A 19,145-nucleotide genomic window follows, 5' to 3' on the forward strand; every position below is an offset into this window, starting at 1 on the left:
ATGAACCTTGAAATGATCCATGTAAATACTGTTGTTCATTTTTTGCTATAATTAGAGAGATGTTAAAAATATTTGTTAAGCTGGTGGCTCGTCATGAATTTGCTTTTGGATTCCAAAACGATCATTCTAGTGCTCGGACCCGCGTACTTGTTTACTTTCATTCTTGTTAGTGCATATTGGTATGATCATTCGAAGGCTACAACTGTCCGAACATTTTTTCTAGCTAAATGCGCACAGATGCTGTCATGGGTAGCAATGGTTCTTCGCGGAGACATTTCTGACTTTCTATCTATTTCTGTTGCTAACTGGTTGCTGTTCATCGGTGCCTCTTTAGAAGTCATAGCGCTGTTAAGCCTCCCGAATGTACTGAGGCCAATGACCAAAAAGATTTATTTCAGCGCTGCTATCCTCAGTATTGCCGGTTTTCAGTTGATCCTTTTCCTATATAACAAAGAAAACATACGGATTGCCTATTGCTCCTTCATTATTGCATTCATGATCATACCGGTATACCGGCTGATTTTGGGGAAAGGCCGCTCCTTGCTTATGCGAATTATTGGCTGTCTATATCTTATTATTTTTGCGGGTTCTATGTTAAGAGGGGCAGTTGCTCTAGTATCCGGTGACCTGGTGAGCTTCTTCAAGCCGGGGATTTACCAGCTGATGTTCGTATTGGCATTTTTTCTGCTTACGATTATGGGGAATATCGGATTTATTCTATTGCTGAAGGAGAAATCAAACCAAGAATTAGCCCGTCTTGCCAGCTATGATGATTTGACAGGCACGTTGAATCGCAGAACTTTTTCCGCTCAGGCGCTTCTGTGCCTTGCCGATTACGCGAAAAAGTGCAGCCCGGTATCCTATCTGTTGTTCGACATTGACTTGTTTAAAACGATCAATGATACTTACGGTCATCATGTCGGGGATCAAGTGCTGCAGGATCTTACTTCGCGGATCAGGCAAATTTTAAGCAATAACGATTTGTTCGTCCGTTATGGAGGCGATGAATTTGGCATATTGTTGCCCGGCAAAGACGAGGCCGAATCCGCCGATATTGCCGAGCAAATCAAGCAGATGCTAAGTGAGGAGAAGATTGTTTCAAGTCCGCCGATAACGTATACCGTCAGCATAGGTGTCCTCACTGTCATTCCAGATCAGAATACACAATTAGAAACGTTATACATTTGTTGCGACAAGGCGCTGTATATGGCAAAAAGAAACGGGCGAAACGGCATCATCCGCAGTCGGATTGACGAGCAGGTCGCGGTTCATAGCTGATTAAAATCAGTCTCCCATACGAATTTAGTCGATGGGAGACGTCAAGTGGGCACATTTTCGATTCAATAAGCCTCATTTCCATCCATTAGTTACAGAAATCTTGCGAAATTGCTATTGGAATGCGGATATCTCCAAACTACAATCAAATTGTATGCAGAGAAATGGATCAAGTAGATGGCGCGTTCCACCTTTTGTAAGCGCTTAAGTTGACTTGAAACGGAAAAATCAGTCAACAATCGAATATTACATGAAGGGGGCGATTCGGATGCGATTATTGATTGCAGATGATGACGATTACACAAGAGAAGGCCTTGTGGAAACGATAGAATGGATAAAATTCGGCATCAACGAAATCACGCAGGCAAGAGACGGAGCGGAAGCACTCAGACTTGCTACGTCGACCCGGCCTCATATCGTCCTTACGGATATTCGGATGCCTAAGTTGAACGGGATTGAATTCGCTGAGAAGCTATTGGAAACATGTCCGGGCAGCAAGCTGCTGTTCATGAGCGGCTTCATGGATGTTGAATATTTGAGAAGCGCCATAAAGCTAGCGGCGGTGGACTATATCGAGAAGCCGCTTAAGCTTGCAGAAGTTGAGAAGGCGATCGAGAAAACAATGCTGCAGCTGCAGGACAAGCAGAAGCAAGAAGACATCAAGGGTGAGAAAATTGATTTGGAGCGAGAAAGGCTGGCGGGTCTTCTAAGGGAAGAGCAATCCGATAAAGCAACGATTGCTAGGCTTTGTGCGGAGACCGGTTACCCAACCGATCGCTGCTATGAAACGATAATCGTATGGAACAGGGGAACGGACGAAAAAAACGAGCTGGATGCGCTGAAGCAAGTGAAAGACTACTGGACCCGACACAACATCCCTGCGATAGGAGAAAGATTAGAGCGTGACAGGTGTTGTTTTCACCTCGCCTATAACAAGCAAGATGCCAAGCGGGTCAGCTACTTAATGGATGCAATGATTAACCGTTATGAGGCGTTTACCGTTAGTAGGGGCTCGGTTGCCAAGGGGCTGGGAAACATTCCCGTCAGCTACTTAACGTCAGCAATCGCTATGGAATGCTCCTTCTATAACGCTAGCACCCGCCGCTTCAAGTATGAGGAAACGACCAATAATAACAATGAATCGCTGGTTCATTTACTGCCTGAATACTATAAATTGCTAGAGAACCAGCCAGGCAAGCTGAAGGACTGGATTAAGCAAGTTTGCAACCGCTTCGATGAAGCCCAGTATCCCAGCAGGGAGCAGGTGCTGGCCATATTCGGCACATGCGCGGGTGCATTGCTTAATGGCAGAACGGGAATATCGATCCGATTAGCGACAGAGCAGGGTATTGGCAACGCGGTTCAACATTTGCGCGAGCTAAAATTTCTAGGAGAGGTTGAGGCTTTCTTGCTCCTGCTTTGGGGGATGTATATGGAGGATGTTGGTCAAGCTTCGAAATATTCAAAGCTCGTGCAAGAGGTTATCCATTACGTTGCCGCATATTACGCGAAGGTGGATTTGGATTTGACGGAGATTGCAGGACACATGCATCTGTCTACTGCACATCTCGGCATGCTCTTCAAGCAGGAAACTGGAACGACAATCAAGCAGTATATTAGCGATTACCGGATCGAGCTTGCGAAGAAACTTGTATTGAAAGGCCCTTATAAGATGAACGAGATCGCCGAGCAATGCGGCTACGCGAGCGCGAGCTACTTCGCTAAAGTATTCAAGCTGGCCACGGGTCTAACGCCGCTGGAGTATAGAAAGAAGTTCGAGGGATGAGCATGACGAAATGGATTCAAGATATGTCGCTCAAAAAAAAGCTGCTTATCCTATTTGCAGTGGTAGGTATCGTGCCTCTCATTATTACGTTTTTTATTTCTTACAGCGAGCTGCACAAGTCCATTATGAGCGGGCAGAACTATTCCGCCAACCGAAATTATGAGCAAACGATGTCTGCCTTATCCAGCAAATTCGCACATATCGAAGAAATATCGTCGATGATCATCGTCAACAAAGATATTAATATTATCCTCTCCGTAAAGCCGGGAAGCATGGAAGTACCGCAGCAGCTTGCTGTCTTCGACAATATCCATTCGTATACGCGAATATTGGAATCGAACACCGAGCTGGAGAAGATTTTTTACTTTGTAGATGATGAATTCGCCGTAACGGGACCGGATGCACTGTTTCGCCCGATTACCTCCATATCGGACATGGATTGGGCCCGAAAAATAAAGGCGAATGGCGGGGCGCCGACTTGGGTGTTATATCAAGCGGACAGCTTGTTGGATAAAAACAAATATTTAATGCTGGGGAGACTGCTGTGGAATCCGCATAACTTCCAGGATGCCGTTGGTATCGTCTCCATCAACCTCGATCTTGGTCAGATCGGCCAAAACTTGACAAAATCGGTGCCCGAGCAGCTCGTTTACTTAGAAACCGCCGACGGCGAACTCATTGCAAGCAGCGGAGAGATGGAGCTAGAGAGGATGAGGCTTCCTTATCCGATCGTAAGCGGGAACCAGTTCGTTGAGATTGAACTAGACAGCGGCACCTATCTCGCAAGGGGGCAGATGATCGGGAATACGAATCTTCGGCTCGTATCGGTCATGTCCTACAAGGCGGCGACGGAAGCCGTTAACCATGTGCGCAGCCAATTGATTTTGGTGTATGCAGTCATAAGCGTTCTGCTTCTGGTCTTTATCGTGATGGTGACGAAGTCCATTACCCGACGCATCTTCTTACTCATGAATAAGATGAGTCAGGTTCGCCAAGGCAGACTCAATCCGCTCGACATCGCGCCGAGAGATGACGAGATCGGGCAGCTCGTCTCCAGTTACAACTACATGATCAACAGTGTGCAGGAGCTGATGGAGGAGCAATTCCGTTCCGGACAAGAGAAGAAGGGAGCGGAGTTGAAGGCGCTCCAATCGCAGATTAATCCGCATTTTCTATACAATACGCTGGATATGTTGAACTGGATGGCGCAGAAAGGTGAACGTGAGAACATCCAGCAAATTGTCTATGCTTTGTCAGACTATTACAAGCTGATTCTGAACAAGGGAGAAGACTTCGTGACCGTAGAGGACGAACTGCGGCTGAGCAGCATCTATGTCGAGATCCAAAAGAAACGGTTTAAGAACCGCATTCGATTCGAAATCGATGTGGAAGAGGGCTCACTTAGCTGTATGATTCCGAAGATCACCCTTCAGCCGCTCGTCGAGAACGCGATCGTTCACGGCATCGCGGAGAAGACGGACGGCAGTGGCGTCATCACTATACAGGGAAGAGTTATTGCCGACCGTTTGGTATTGACGATCGAGGATGATGGCGTAGGAATGAACAGCCAGTCGGAAGAACGCAGGAGTAATCATAGCGGCAGCGGCTACGGCGTAAGCAATATCGAGAAGAGGCTGGAACTTTATTTTGGCGGGGCAAACGGGCTTGCTTTTAATAGTACAGAGGGTGAGGGAACTCGCGTTACGATTGACGTACCAGTCGTCAAACGGTAAGCGGAGGGCTTTGGGCCCTCTTTTTTTATGTAAAAAGTTCATCGGAAATTACAATAAATCTTGTGAAATTGCGATAGGCCGATTTATTTCACATCATTAAAATAAGAGGAGAAAGGAGAGGGTGAAAGCATGGCACAACCCACCGTAGCGGTTTCAAAGAAAGCGCTTAACAAAAAAACGAAGCCGTTCGCGGACTTCAGAGCACATAAGACCTACTATTTCATGCTGATTCCTTTATTGTTGTTTTTTACGCTATTCAGCTACTTTCCTATGGTAGGCGTCTACAATGCATTTACGGATTACGATTTCAGCAAAGGGCTGTTTAGTCCATTCGTCGGTCTCAAGAACTTCGAGTTTTTGTTCAAGGGCGGGACGGATTCGATTATTTGGAAGCTGACGAAAAATACGATTTTATATAATATCGCATTCATCGTGCTTAACAACGTTTGTCAAATCGCATTAGCCGTCCTGCTCAGAGAGCTCACGTACCGCAAGTTCGTACGGGTGACGCAAACGATGATGTTCATGCCTTATTTCGTGTCCATGGTTGTAATCGGTTCCATTGCCTACAACTTATTCAACTACAATTACGGCGTGCTCAACAATTTGTTTACAAGCCTTGGATTCGAACGCTATGACTTCTATAAATCGCCAGAAGTATGGCCATTCATTATTGTCCTTGTTGAAATATGGAAAGGGCTTGGATACGGTACGGTCATCTATCTCGCGGCTATTATGGGCATCGATGAAAGTATCTACGAGGCTGCATATGTTGATGGCGCATCGAAATGGCAGCGCATTCGCCACATCACATTGCCTTTACTAAAGCCGACGATCATCATTCTTGTCTTATTCGCGGTAGGCGGCATCATGAGAGGGCAATTCGATTTATTTTGGAATTTAATCGGTAATAATGGCATTCTCCTCAACGCCACCGACATTATCGATACGTATGTATACCGGTCGTTAACGGTTAACTTTAGCATGGGGCTTGGTACGGCAGCTGGCTTGTACCAATCGGTATTCGGACTTATTCTCATTCTTATCGTCAATTACGTCGTTAAGAAAGCGGATAGCGATAATGCCCTCTTCTAACGGAAGCAAGCTCATTACACAAGAGAAAGAGATGATATAACGATGGCTGGTCACATGACTGTGAATAAAAAAAATGCGATCAGATTGGATGCCGGCACGAGAGTATTCGATGTTACCGCGATTATTATCGTTCTCGCAGCAGCAATCGCTTGCGTACTGCCCTTCCTGTTAATGCTTTCGGGTTCGTTCAGCAGCGAGTCGGATATTATTATTAACGGCTATTCTCTTTGGCCTAAGACGGCGACGCTCGATGCGTATAACATCGTATTCTCGACGCTGGGAAGTACCATTTCAAACGCCTATATGGTCACCATCTATGTCACGGCGATGGGAACCTTGATTGGATTGCTTACGACATCGATGAGCGGCTATATCTTATCGAGGCCGGACTTCAAGCATCGCGACAAGGTGTCATTTTTCATTTACTTTACGACGCTCTTCAGCGGCGGTTTGATTCCGACTTACTTAGTCGTAGCCAACGTGCTTCATCTGAACCACTCTTTATGGGCGATTATTTTGCCGGGGCTGATGACGCCGTTTAACGTATTTCTATTCCGCAACTTTATAAAGAGCATCCCTCACTCGCTTGTGGAATCGGCGAGGATTGACGGTGCGGGAGACTTCCGAGTGTATTGGCAAATGATTATCCCGTTATCGAAGCCGGCCATGGCGACAATCGGTTTGTTCATGTCGCTTGGTTACTGGAACAACTGGTTTGGATACTCCCTCTATCTGATGGCGGACAAAGACAAATGGGGACTACAGTATTTGCTCTACCGGATGTTGTCCAGGGTGACGGACGCGGTAAGGGACTCGCAAATCATTGTCGAGCAGATGCCTACCGAAACGATGAAGCTTGCGACGGCGATGCTCGCCACGGGTCCCGTTCTGTTGTTCTACCCGTTCGTGCAGAGGTATTTTGTAAGCGGTCTAGTGATGGGAAGCGTCAAAGGCTAAAGCCGGACACGTCTTGCCAAGCCAAAGATTACGTTGTTTACTTAGAGAAAGCCGACAACAGCTTTCTCTAAGCTAATCATAAATAACACAGAATCATGGAGGGGATTAGTTTGAAGGCAATGAAAGCGAAAAAAGTGTTGTTGACTACCTTGTTAGTAGCTGCGGTCGGTTTCTCAGCCGCATGCTCCAATAACGGCGGAAACAATGGCGGAAACGGCAACGAGGGCGCAACAGCAACAAACAAGCCTGCTGCAGAAACAGAGAAGCCTGCCGACATCGTACAATTGAAAGCGATTACGATGGGCACCGAGCCGGCTAGCGGCATGGATAATTTCTACAAACAGCTTGATGAGTTGACGATCAAGGATTTGGGGATGACGATCCGCTTCGACTTCATTCCGTGGGGCGACGAGAAAAACCAAATCAGCCGCGCGATCGTAGCGAAAGAATACGATGTATACGTGGGCGGCGGTTTCTCCGATTTCAGCGCGTTCGCAGCGAAAAACGCGTTTGCCGATTTGACGCCATTATTGGAAAAAACGCCGGCGCTCGTCGAGCACTATAAGGGATCGCTTGAGCGTGTTAAGCTTGACGGCAAAGTTTTCGGTATTCCACAATACAACAAGCCGGGTGCAGGCGGCCAAGGCGTTCTGTACCGCGAGGATTTGAGAAAAGAGTGGGGACTTCCGGAGATCAAAAATCTCGCAACGCTGGAACAGTATTTGTACAAGGCGAAGGAACAATTTTCAGGTGTTCCGATGATTAACGACAAACGTTTTGCCGATAATCTATGGACCATGCTGGCAGGCGATAAGTATTTTACGGTTACGGATCCTTATACCGTAGCATCGCAAAGCGAACCATACAAGGCAATCAGTAAGTTCGACACACCTGAATTTAAGCTCGTAATAGAGAAAGCGAAGCAATGGTACGAAGACGGCATTGTCGACCATGATATTCTTGCTGGTCAAGGCAATGAAACGAGCAAAACGCTGGAGCTTATGAAAGCGAATCAAAAACCGCTGGAATTTAACAACCACTTCGGCGCAGTAAGCAGCGGCTATATCGGCGCATTGAAAACGGCATTCCCTGAACAGGAGTTTGGTTGGCTCGATTTCACGTACGATATGTTCCCTAACACTGTATTCTTGCCTAGGATGTCGGCTGCGACAACGACTATGATCTCGATTGGATCGCATTCCAAGCATGCGGAGCTCGCACTCAAATTTATCGAAAAGGCCCATACGGATCAAACGTATTACAACCTTCTGATGTTCGGCGTAGAAGGCGAAAACTATAAGCTGACAGATACGGGACTTAACTATGAAGGCATCGACGACAAAAACAAAAAACCAGGTTGGACGGGACTTATCGATGGATACATGCAGCCAGAAATTGCATACCCTGGCGAATGGCAAGCATTTGCCGATAAGCTGACAAAAACAGAAGGACCTGCGCTTGCCGAGAAAAACGGACCGGATCCATATGAGGGCTTCGTTTTCAACTCCTCCGAGCTGCAAGCAGAAAACGCCAGTCTGGAAACGGTAAAAACGCAATATATTCAACCGCTTTCTGTTGGCGTTACCAATAACATCGACAAAGATTTGGCAGAGGTTCAGAAGCAGTTGAAAGGCGCCGGTCTTGAGAAATACATGACGACGCTGCAAGCCCAGCTGGACGCGTTCTCGGCAACGAAATAAATAAAGAGCAGGGAACCTTGAGTACGATCAATCAAGGTTTTTTGCTGTTTTCGTCTTGATGGAGTACCCATAGTGACGGGCATTCTATCGCTTCAAACATGAGAAATTCCCTCGATATTGGTTCACTGAACTCCATCGGAAATGACAAGAAATCTTGGAAAATTATTATATAAAGCGCTTACAAACCGTTTTAAAATGAAGTTACGTTTTAGTAAGAAGTGGATGATGGGGGGATTCATAAGGGAATAGATTACGAATACTATCGCGTTTTTTTGAGAACGTTTTCATCGAAGATGACGCAATGAGGTAGGGTACAACATTTCGAATAAAGGAGATGGCATGTCATGAATATTGAGAAACACCGATCTCGTAAACTTTGCGTATTGCTATTGGTGGTTGCGATGCTGGCAACCAACCTACTGTCCGTAACACAGGTTTCGGCGGCGGAAGAAGAAGTACAACCGGTTACTCGAATTCTTTCGGATGGAACGTTGGATTATCCGGCTATGGCAACTTCAAACCCTACGAGCGTAAGTCTAGCAAAACTGGTTGATGGCAATACGTCGAATACTTCATTTACGGGTGATCTTCGTGACGACAAATCGTTTACGCTGGATTTTGGATTCGGCTATGGCGTAACTGCGACGGCCTTCCAAATGCAAGCCAGAGAAAACTTCGGTAATCGCATTGCCGGCGGCCGCGTTCTAGGGTCGACAGACGGCAGCGTGTGGACGGAGATAACGACGACTAAGGCGGTGAATTCCGTCACAATGCAAACTTTAACTGTAGGAGTTACCTATCAGACGAAACCGTATCGTTACTTAAAAATAACCGGCGACGGCAACGGCGGGATATTCAGCGTGAGTGAATTGAGGATAATCGGAGAGAGAATAAAGCTTGCTGAGCTTATTACCTCAGTCACGATAGCATCCAGCAATGCCAATCCGGCGATTGCGGTAGCAGGCGATACGATCACATTGTCCTTTACGTCTTCGGAAACGATTTCCGGTGTTGCCGTTGCGATAGACGGAGTCTACTATACTGCCACCGAAGTAGACGGTTCGGCAGGCAAGTCGTGGAAGGCGGCTTATACGGTAAGTAAGTATGCATTTCCCGGCAATGTTAAATTCGCGGTCAACTACACGGATTCGGCAGGTTCGGTCGGAGCGACGATGAGCGAGACGACAGACGGAAGCGGCGTAGCCATTAAGGAAGCGCCGGATTACATAGATGTGCTGTCCATTGCCAAGTTCGCGATACCGGTCAACAATCCCGCCACGAATCCCGCTACGGTAGTGGACACTTATAATGCCAGTGCGTTGACTCAGGCAACGATCATGATGGATAAGAACCCTGCTACCACATCTGATATTCGTCTGAATGCAGGGTACGGAGGATACCTGCTCATTGATTTTCAAGAGGGCGGGAGAGCTGCGATTGACAGGGTGTATATACTGGCAGGAGGCATTGCGAGTCGGCTAGGCGGAGTTACGATAGCGGCTTCCAACGATTTGGCAACGTGGAAAACAATCAGCAGCGCCGCGCAAGGCATTGCTCCCTGGCAGACGCTTGCGATTACGGATAAAGCTACCTATCGGTATTTGAAAATCGTCAGCAGCGGCAACTGGTTCGGCAATGTAGCTGAAGTTAAATTTTACGGAAGATACGTGGCTCCTGGAATCGTGGATTCTTACGGGTTGTCCGCAAAGATTGCCGAAGCTCAGACAATGACTCAGAATGATTACTCGGATGAAACTTGGGAGGCGATGCAAATCGCGCTTGCCAATGCGATAACGGTGATGAATAATGCCGCAAACGCTACGCAAACGGACCTTGATGCCGCGACTGATGCGCTTACCGAGGCTATCGAAGCATTGAGGGAACCTCTTCCTACAATCCTCGAGATTGAGGACTCGGAGCTTGCCCACCCGGGGGTGGGTCAGAGCAAGGAGGAATTGGAGCGGATAAGGGGGCATGTGCTTGCAAAGGATGAGCCGTGGTTCAGCTATTATCAAGCCTTCAGCAATCATGCCTATTCATCGAAATCCTATGTCATTCAAAATGATCTTAATCCAGGGAGCGATATACTTACTCCTAAGTTTGGATACGGCAATTATAGCTCGGGCTTTTTTGACAATCAGCTTACGAAAGACTCGAACGCGGCTTATTATCAAGCGGTTATGTACTATTTGACAGGCGATGTGGAATATCGGGAAAAAGCGATACGAATCGTACGCCTCTATTCGATGTTTGATCCAAGCAAGGCCACTGTGGTGGTTGATGCGCACATCAAGCTTGGTCCGCCTATGTTTTACATGACAGCAGCGGCAGAACTATTGCGTTCGACCAGCACGTTCGACGAGAGTCTTGCGTGGACGCAAGAGGATACGGACAACTATATCACCAACTTTTTGGAGCCGCCATTGCGACTGTACATGCATGAAAAGAACTATTGGTTTAATCAGCATCAAACCGCGGTAATGGGCAGCATGTCGGCTTATATATTCATGGACGACAAGGCGGCCTACGATGAGCTCGTGGAGTGGTCTACCGTCAATAGCACGACGCCCGTGGATGCGGAATACTGGAATGGCGCGCTTGCTAATGCCTTCTTTGAAATTACGGCGGACCACAACGGTAACGAGTTGGAAGAGCCAGTTGTCGTTGTAAAAGAAATGATGCGCGATCAGCCGCACTCGGCAGGAAACATCTTCGGAATGTCAACGATTTCCCGGATGCTGCAGGCACAAGGTACGAAGGTTAACCCGGTCCTGGGAACGGCTTCCGATGAAGCGGACGCGGTAACCATTTTCGAATTTCTGGATGACCGATTTTTGAAAGGAACGAACACGTTCAGCCAATACAACTTGGGTTACGACATCGTGTTCAACGATAATAATGGAGGAAGCGTCTCCGACGCGGCTCGAGGCAGATACTACAATTTCGGGTATCTTTATTACTACTACAAATATGTGCGTAATTATAGTGATACGGATCCGGATTTCAAGTATTTGGCGGAGATGTACCATCGCGTTCCGATGAGTAACGACGATACGTGGCTTTATATACCGGACGGTGCCGCGGGGTCAGCGCTGTCCACCGTGGCAAGCGAGCCCCAGTCAGGGCAGGGACCGTACCAAATCGAGACAAGATATACCGCGCTCGATAGCCGCACGTCGACGAAAACGGAAAACGACGTCACTTATTTGGAAGTTGTCGCAACGGAAAACGGTACGAAATTCGCAATTGTCAATCAATATAATTGGAAAAGCGGCCTCTTATCGTTCCGAATCAGAACCGACGAGATTACGATGCTTGAGCTCGGAAGAGACTCGGGCTCGGCTCCTTTCCGAACAATCGCGCTGCCTGATACCGATAATGAATGGCGTTATATGGCGTTCAATTTGGCCGATGCAGGCCAAGCTTTGTTCCCGGGAGACCAGATTTTATACTTTAATGTCCGGGACAGCGAAGGCACGATAGTAGATATCGATCATATGAAGGTTGGCGCTTCTGACATTACGCCGCCGACGTTCGAGAACGGTGCGCAGCAGAAAACCATCTCGGCTTATGTCGGCGGCTCGTTATCGGCAACATTCAGGGCGACGGATTCCAACGCGTCCGAAACGATCTCTTATAGGCTTATTGACTCGCCTGAAGGCTCAACCATTGATGCTGGCGGTACTTTTGCATGGACCCCTGCTGCCGCAGGAAGCAGCGACTTCTATGTCGCTGCGAACGACGGAACGACAATCACTCTTCTTCATGTGACAATCAACGTAATGGGCGGTTACATGGAGGCAATCGAGCAGATTATAGAGCCATATGATGCTGACAACATTTATGTAAAGTCAACTCGCGAGGCATATGTGTCTGCCTACGAAAGTGCAATCACTGCTGTAGACGCGGCAAAGAACGATGCCCTTATCGCCTTAAAGAAGGCGGTAGACGGATTGAGACTCGTAACACCGCTCGCGGCAGACGGAAGTCTTGACTACAGAGGCATCGTAACCGCGAATATTAGCGATGCCAATGTGATGAACCTGCTAGACGGCAATTCCGCTACGTCTACACCGGATTTATGGTCCGGCAACGATAAATCGTTTATGATCGATTTTGGACCAGCGTTCAAAGTATCCGCATCCGAAATCCAGATCCAAGCCAAAAACGGTTGGGGAGCTAGAACCGAAGGAATGTCGGTCTTCGCCTCTAACGATGGGAAGAACTGGGCAAAGCTGACGGATATGACGACGACAGCTACGGAAATGCAGCTGCTTCCAGTCTATGAGCAGTACCGTGACAGCAAGTTCCGTTTCTTCAGATTCAAAGATATCAATGGCGGCATTATGAATCGCGATCAGGATGTCGAGGACCAGCCGTTCTCCATTAGCGAAATGCGAATCTTCGGTGAGCGTTATGAGAATGTTGATAACATTTCCAGCGTTACGATTGCTTCCGACGGCGTCATGAGCACACGCGCTGTTGCTGGCGATAAGATCATGCTAACCTTCGCAGCCGAGGAGAATATAAGCGATGTGGCGGTGCAAATAGCCGGACAGAGCACGCAAGTGGTTAAGTCTCAAGGAGAAAATAAATACACGGCAGCTATTACGGTACCCACTACCGTCGATAGCGCGGGCGACGCGGTCTTCTCCATTACTTATTTAAGCGCGGATGGAACGCCTGGAGCAGAAGAAATGTTCACGACGGACGGTACCGTCGTCTGGATATCGGATACCGCCAATCAGATCGACGACGTTATCGCCAAAACAAACGTCACCGTATCCTCCGATGTTTTTAACGCAGGCTCTGCGGCTACGTTGTTCGACAACAACCTAAGCAACACCGAGTTCAAGCTGAACGGCAGCGCTAACGGCGCATGGCTCACCTTTGACTTCGGCAAGGCGGGAGCGGACTATGCCGTTAAGCTTACGAGAGTAGAGTTTTTGGCAAGAACGAATTTTGCCAGCCGATTGTCGGGAACTTATTTGCAAGGATCCAACGACAATGTCAATTGGAGCACGATATCGGCAACAGGCGCCCAATCCACTCAAAATTGGCAATCCGTTCCGATAAAGGATTCCAAGAAGGGTCATAAGTATCGCTATATTCGTATCATTAACGGCAACGCCTGGTATGGCAACATGGCGGAGGTTCGGTTCTTCGGTTCCTATGGAAACGATCTGGTCAATGATCCGTCGGTTGTCTATACGGTTGAAGCAAGTCCGTCAACCGCAAACGGCGGCACGGTTTCAATGGGGCTCGGCAATACGGTGGCGGAAGGCGTGAACAGGTTGGATAACGTGGCGGAAGGCGCGCTCGTCACCGTTAAAGCTACACCGAAACGAGGCTTTAAATTCGTCAAATGGACGCAGAAGAGGCTGGTAGAAGGAGAGGAAGTCGATTACAACGTGTCCGAATATCCCATCTTTAATCCGGGATATTTTACAGGCGGCTACCTTGGTGGCTCCAGACCGCTTCAAGTAACCGAAGATTGGAATTTGACAGCGCACTTCGCCAGAACCGACGAGGTGATAGTAGAGCTCGCCAATCTATCGCTTAGCGAAGGGACACTGGCTCCGTCCTTCGACCCTATGGTAACCGATTATACGGCAACCGTAGCTAATTCGGTGACCAGCATAGGATTAACATCAGAGACATACGATGCCGAGACTACGCTATCGGTAGGAGGCCAAGTGGTGGAAAACGGCAGCGAAGTCGCCATAGAGCTTAACGTCGGAGAAAATCCGATTGCCGTTCAGGTAATGGCGGAAGACGGCACCACCGTCACTTACACAGTAACAATCGTAAGAGATGCGCCTATAAATGCGACAGATATCCCAGGCGTACCGGTATTATCCGACAATAACGGTTATGATACGGGACTACGAGACGGAAACTATACGATAACGATGAATCAATGGTGGGGCAATAATGGAACGGTCTACAAGCTCTATGAAAATGGTGAACTCATTGATACGAAATCGTTATCCGACAATTCTCCTGGCGCTCAGACTGCATCGACTATCATTACTGGTAAAGGAAATGGTACTTACGTATATACTTGCGAGCTGATCAATACGTTCGGAACGACGAACTGTTCCCCGTATACCGTAATCGTGGCCGATGCTTATCCTGGCAAGGCTGTTCTGTCACATGATAATTGGGACGGGGACGGCAGCTTCAAAGTGACGATGAACCTGTGGTGGGGAACGAATGCGTCGGAATACGAGCTTTACGAGAACGGTGTGCTGGTTGAGACTGTCCCATTAACTGAAGCGACGCCTAGCGCGCAATCGGCAGTCATTACAATGACGAATAAGCAACCAGGAACTTATGAATATTATGGGAAATTAATTAATCAAGCAGGCGAAACCGTTACCGAGAAGATTACTGTAACTGTTACCCGATAAGCGATGAAGCGTTCATTCCAAACGGAGTGGACGCTTTTTTTTCAAGTTATAGAAACTATAAAGTTCACTCGCATACTTGGCCTATATTTTACATCCGCGAAAATTACAAGGAATCTTGCAAAATTAGCATAGTCGCGTTTGAATAATAATCGATAGAATGTAAGGGCAAGCAAAGGAAAGCATGGAGAAACTTACTTGAAAGCGATTGCGAGTGATGCTCGAGTGTTCATGTTTGAAAAAAAAATATACTACCGAGCAGAGTGCTTCATGATAGAGATAGCTAACGATCATAAACGGATAAGAGCGGGCTCTTCGCTCCTACGCTTCGCCGGACGGAAAGACGTGGCGGGCCGTAAGCACCGAGTGCGATCTTGGCGTGCTGACCGATGAATTTAGAGGCAAGCTTGGCTTCACCGGCGCGATGATTGGTTTATGCGCACAGGATATCAAAGGCACGAAGAAGCATGCGGATTTTGACTATATGATTTACAGAAAAGAGCGAGGGTAAATAGATGGAGCAATTAATGGTATACGATGCGCCGAAGGGTGCTGTGGCAACCGACGATTTTATGGTGAGTGTAAGAGTGCCGGGCGGTGAGTGGCAGGAGCTGTTCGTCTACGAGGCGAAGGTGGATATGCATAACGTAAGGCGTGCTTCGATGGTTTATTTCGATATGGAAGGAACAGTAGAGGTTGCTATCCTATCCAAGCATCTAGTCGTCGAACAAGTAGCTATTCGGCCGTTATCATATGAAATTCCTTTCGAGCAGCAGGGAAATGGGATCATCTTCAAGCTGGATCGGCCGCGTAAGCTAGCTATTGAAGTGAACGGCGAACGTTTTGCGAACCTGCATGTGTTCGCGAACAAGATCGAGCAAGCTCCGCCGCAGCCAAGCGACCCGAACGTGCTTGTGCTGAAGCCCGCCATTCACCGGACGGAAGACATTTACCGTCTGGCGGCAACGCCAAACGAAACAAACGGCAAGGCGCCTGACACAATCTATTTTGCGCCGGGCATGCACTTCTTGGAGGAAACGCTGCTTCGCATTCCTTCCGGCACAACGGTATACGTTGCAGGAGGTGCGGTCGTGGCAGGCTCTTTCCTCTGCGACAACGTAAAGAACGTAACGATAAGGGGCAGGGGCATCGTCTACTTGTCGGACTTCCATCGATTCTCGGCATTCCGCGGCGTACGGATTGTGTTCTCAAACGAGATCAGGGTCGAAGGCATCATTACGCTCGACCCGCCGCATTACAGCATCTATATCGGCAAGTCCCAGAACATTCATATCGAGAACTTCAAGTCGTTCAGCACGAGAGGCTGGTCGGACGGCATCGATATGATGGCAAGCGAAAATATTGTCATCGATGATGTATTCCTCCGCACCTCGGACGACAGCATCGCGATATACGGAACGAGATGGGACTTTGTCGGTGATACCCGCAACGTAACGGTACGGAATTCGACGTTCTGGGCTGACGTCGCGCATCCGCTTATGATCGGAACACATGGCGACTATCATAAAAACGGCGATACGATAGAAAATATCGTATTCGATAACATCGATATCCTTGAGCATCATGAGCCCCAGCCGAACTATTGGGGTGCGATGGCGATTAATGCCGGAGACAAAAATACGGTGCGGAACGTCAAATACTCGAATATCCGCGTTGAGGATTTCGAGCTCGGTCAGCTATTCGATATTCGCGTCGTCTGGAACAAGGATTACAATCCGGTAGCAGGAAACCGCATCGAAAGCGTGGAGTTTCGCGATATCACATACAACGGCCGCAACGAGAATCCATCGCGCATTTACGGATTTGACGAAGAGCGGATCGCTGCAGACATCCGTTTCATCAACGTGCGCATCAACGATAAGCTCGTAACGGATGCGGAGAGCGGCAATTTCGACCTGAACGATTTCGTTAAAGATGTGTCATTCAGCTAGCATAAAAAGAAGAAAACCTCACTCGCTACGAACCTGGGTTCATGGGCAGTGAGGTTTTCCTGCTTTCATTATTCGGATTTGCTTTCCGTCTCTCAAGCTTCACCGACTGCGGATTGGAAGTTCAAAAAATAGCGGGTTTACGAACTATGATAGAATAGAGGTTATGATTGTTTAGATTAGGGCATATACGCGATTTCGCCTCTTTTGCTACGATTATTTTGTACACAGAAATGAAAATGAGGGGGAATCGTTTTGAAAAAAAATAAATGGATCGCGTTAGTGATGATTGGTGTTATGACTACCGTAATCGGATGCTCATCAGGCAATGGAAGCGATAATGCCGGGAACAATTCCAATGCGACCGGAGAAGGTACGGAATCCGCGCAAAACGCCGACGGCAAATTCGAACCGCCGATTACGATCACGACTGCTCGTCCGGTAGGCTCCGATTATACGTTCATTAATGGCGAGGATATTAACAACAACGTGCACAACAAATGGACGAAGGAAAAGCTGGGCATCGAAATCAAGGATCTGTGGAACACGACCGACAATGGCGCTTATCATACGAAGCTTAGACTTTCCCTAACTACGCAGGATCAACTCCCGGACGTGTTCATCGTACAGGATCAGAACCTGATCGCCGATCTCATTCAGTCGGGTAAGGTGAAGGATATCTCGAAGGATTTCGAAGCGTATGCCAGCGATCGGATCAAAAAGCTGTATGAAGAAAACAGCGCTTCGCTGAATCAAGTGAAGAAGGGCGAGCAGCTTCTAGGTCTTCCGATCTTCTCGGCAGGCGACGGAACGAATCCGGTCTTGTGGGTACGTCAGGACTGGCTCGATAAGCTGAACCTGAAGGCTCCGACAACGATCGAAGAATTCGAAACGGTGATGGACGCGTTCACCAATCAAGATCCGGACGGCAACGGTACGAAGGATACGTTCGGCTTCAGCTTGTCCGGACGAAACGGCTTCTCCAACTGGATGTCCGACGTCAGCTTCATCTTCGGCGCCTATACGGGCAAGTTCATTCCCGGCACTTGGCAGCAAGGAAGCGACGGCACATTGAAATACGGGTCCGTGCAGCCGGAAATCAAGAGCGGACTAGGCAAGCTTCAAGAATGGTACAAGAAGGGATATCTTGACCCGGAACTTGCGGCCATTGATGAAGTGAAAGCGACCGAAAGTTTCATCCAAGGCAAGTCGGGCATGATTGCCGCTCCATTCTGGGCGATGGGCTGGCCGCTCGGAGACGTAAAAGGAACGAACCCGGACGCGAAGCTGAGAGCGTACCCGCTGCCGACGGGATCGGACGGCAAATCGGCTCGTTATACCGGCTATATCAACGAAGGCAAAGTGATGATGTTCAACAAGGATTTCAAGCATATGGACGCGTTCTTCCTGTACATGGACAAAATTTACGACAATCAATTCGAAACCGGCGACTTCAAGGACGGATTTTTTGAGGGCTACGATTACGCGATCGTTGACGGCAAGCCGGAATACGATTCGAAGAAGTTCCCGACGCCGCTCGAGGCAGCCGCATCGTCGAGCAAATACAACCTGTTCTGGAATGTACCTGCTATCCCTTTCCAAGGATCAGCCAACTATGATTACATGTTTAACGGCGGAGAGCCGACCACGAGAGCGCATAAAGAAATTATGATTCAAGATCCGGAGATGGTTCGTGCCGGAGCTCTCAATTATCAAATGGCCGGCATCAACGCGCCAACCGAATTTTTGGGAGCGCCGACCGAGACGATGAGAAACAAAGGCGACAACCTGAAGACGATGGAGCTTGAGACGTTCGCGAAAATCATCTACGGAAACGAGTCCATCGACAAATTCGATTCCTTCGTAGCGGATTGGAAGAGCAAAGGCGGCGACCAAATCGAGAAAGAGATTAACGAATGGTATAAGAGCGTAAATCCGTAAAGAGATAGTAAGGACAGCCTGCGGCAGGTGAATAACGGCCGCTCGGCTGTCCTTTTGCATAGAGTGTGAGAAGGCGGCTATGTTGGATAATTGCAGTAACTATTCGCTGTTCTGGACTGCAGTGAGGGCTATGTTGGGTATTTGCAACATAGCCCGCAGTTTTATGGCGAAATTATAGTAAAACGCTGAAAGTTACTGCAGAATCGGCTAGGCCCCTTAAATCCGGAGTCTTACCCAACAAATAATGTCTGTTCGAAGTAAAGCTTATTTTTTCGGGCGATTACATTGCTTTATGAAAG

At 48.0% G+C, this 19,145-nt stretch carries 9 protein-coding genes and 1 pseudogene; all 10 read left to right on the top strand.

From position 1 onward, the window contains the following. The first annotated feature begins 375 nt into the window (after window positions 1-375). The 10 genes and pseudogenes from V8F51_RS27205 to V8F51_RS27250 all read left to right on the top strand — a co-directional run bounded on the left by V8F51_RS27205 (window position 376) and on the right by V8F51_RS27250 (window position 18,846). The gene (locus V8F51_RS27205) at window positions 376-1,278 is read left to right on the top strand and encodes a GGDEF domain-containing protein (RefSeq protein ID WP_337103642.1); all 903 of its coding nucleotides are present in this window, start codon (window positions 376-378) and stop codon (window positions 1,276-1,278) included. A gap of 265 nt (window positions 1,279-1,543) precedes the next feature. Further along, window positions 1,544-3,061, top strand: coding sequence for a helix-turn-helix domain-containing protein (locus V8F51_RS27210; RefSeq protein ID WP_337103643.1), 1,518 nt, complete (start codon window positions 1,544-1,546; stop codon window positions 3,059-3,061). Window positions 3,062-3,063: 2 nt separating this feature from the next. Further along, window positions 3,064-4,794 (top strand): cache domain-containing sensor histidine kinase, encoded by a 1,731-nt coding sequence (locus tag V8F51_RS27215; protein ID WP_337103644.1) that lies wholly within the window; start codon window positions 3,064-3,066, stop codon window positions 4,792-4,794. A 129-nt stretch (window positions 4,795-4,923) separates the two neighbouring features. Continuing rightward, complete coding sequence (locus V8F51_RS27220) at window positions 4,924-5,889, top strand: ABC transporter permease (RefSeq protein ID WP_337103645.1); 966 nt, start codon at window positions 4,924-4,926, stop codon at window positions 5,887-5,889. Between the two features lie 54 nt (window positions 5,890-5,943). Next, window positions 5,944-6,846, top strand: coding sequence for a carbohydrate ABC transporter permease (locus tag V8F51_RS27225; RefSeq protein WP_337103646.1), 903 nt, complete (start codon window positions 5,944-5,946; stop codon window positions 6,844-6,846). 119 nt (window positions 6,847-6,965) lie between these two features. After that, on the top strand, window positions 6,966-8,546 hold the full coding sequence (locus V8F51_RS27230) for a DUF3502 domain-containing protein (protein WP_337103655.1): 1,581 nt from the start codon (window positions 6,966-6,968) through the stop codon (window positions 8,544-8,546). 344 nt (window positions 8,547-8,890) lie between these two features. Then, window positions 8,891-14,959 carry a discoidin domain-containing protein gene (locus V8F51_RS27235; RefSeq protein WP_337103648.1) on the top strand — a complete coding sequence of 2,023 codons (6,069 nt, stop codon included), beginning with the start codon at window positions 8,891-8,893 and terminating at the stop codon, window positions 14,957-14,959. A gap of 322 nt (window positions 14,960-15,281) precedes the next feature. Further along, window positions 15,282-15,467, top strand: a pseudogene (locus V8F51_RS27240) (glycoside hydrolase 43 family protein); the annotation flags it as partial. Between the two features lie 4 nt (window positions 15,468-15,471). After that, window positions 15,472-16,908 carry a glycosyl hydrolase family 28 protein gene (locus V8F51_RS27245; RefSeq protein WP_337103649.1) on the top strand — a complete coding sequence of 479 codons (1,437 nt, stop codon included), beginning with the start codon at window positions 15,472-15,474 and terminating at the stop codon, window positions 16,906-16,908. Window positions 16,909-17,160: 252 nt separating this feature from the next. Further along, the gene (locus V8F51_RS27250) at window positions 17,161-18,846 is read left to right on the top strand and encodes an extracellular solute-binding protein (protein WP_337103650.1); all 1,686 of its coding nucleotides are present in this window, start codon (window positions 17,161-17,163) and stop codon (window positions 18,844-18,846) included. The last annotated feature ends 299 nt before the right edge of the window (window positions 18,847-19,145 follow it).

Origin of the sequence: Paenibacillus sp. YIM B09110 (genome assembly GCF_037167145.1) — a bacterium.
Classification (GTDB): Bacteria; Bacillota; Bacilli; order Paenibacillales; family Paenibacillaceae; genus Pristimantibacillus.

Excerpts from the sequence above, each read along its gene's own strand:
- V8F51_RS27205 (WP_337103642.1), top strand. The coding sequence starts at position 376 with ATGACCAAAAAGATTTATTTCAGCGCTGCTATCCTCAGTATTGCCGGT.
- V8F51_RS27210 (WP_337103643.1), top strand. The coding sequence starts at position 1,544 with ATGCGATTATTGATTGCAGATGATGACGATTACACAAGAGAAGGCCTT.
- V8F51_RS27215 (WP_337103644.1), top strand. The coding sequence starts at position 3,064 with ATGACGAAATGGATTCAAGATATGTCGCTCAAAAAAAAGCTGCTTATC.
- V8F51_RS27220 (WP_337103645.1), top strand. The coding sequence starts at position 4,924 with ATGGCACAACCCACCGTAGCGGTTTCAAAGAAAGCGCTTAACAAAAAA.
- V8F51_RS27225 (WP_337103646.1), top strand. The coding sequence starts at position 5,944 with ATGACTGTGAATAAAAAAAATGCGATCAGATTGGATGCCGGCACGAGA.
- V8F51_RS27230 (WP_337103655.1), top strand. The coding sequence starts at position 6,966 with ATGAAAGCGAAAAAAGTGTTGTTGACTACCTTGTTAGTAGCTGCGGTC.
- V8F51_RS27235 (WP_337103648.1), top strand. The coding sequence starts at position 8,891 with ATGAATATTGAGAAACACCGATCTCGTAAACTTTGCGTATTGCTATTG.
- V8F51_RS27245 (WP_337103649.1), top strand. The coding sequence starts at position 15,472 with ATGGAGCAATTAATGGTATACGATGCGCCGAAGGGTGCTGTGGCAACC.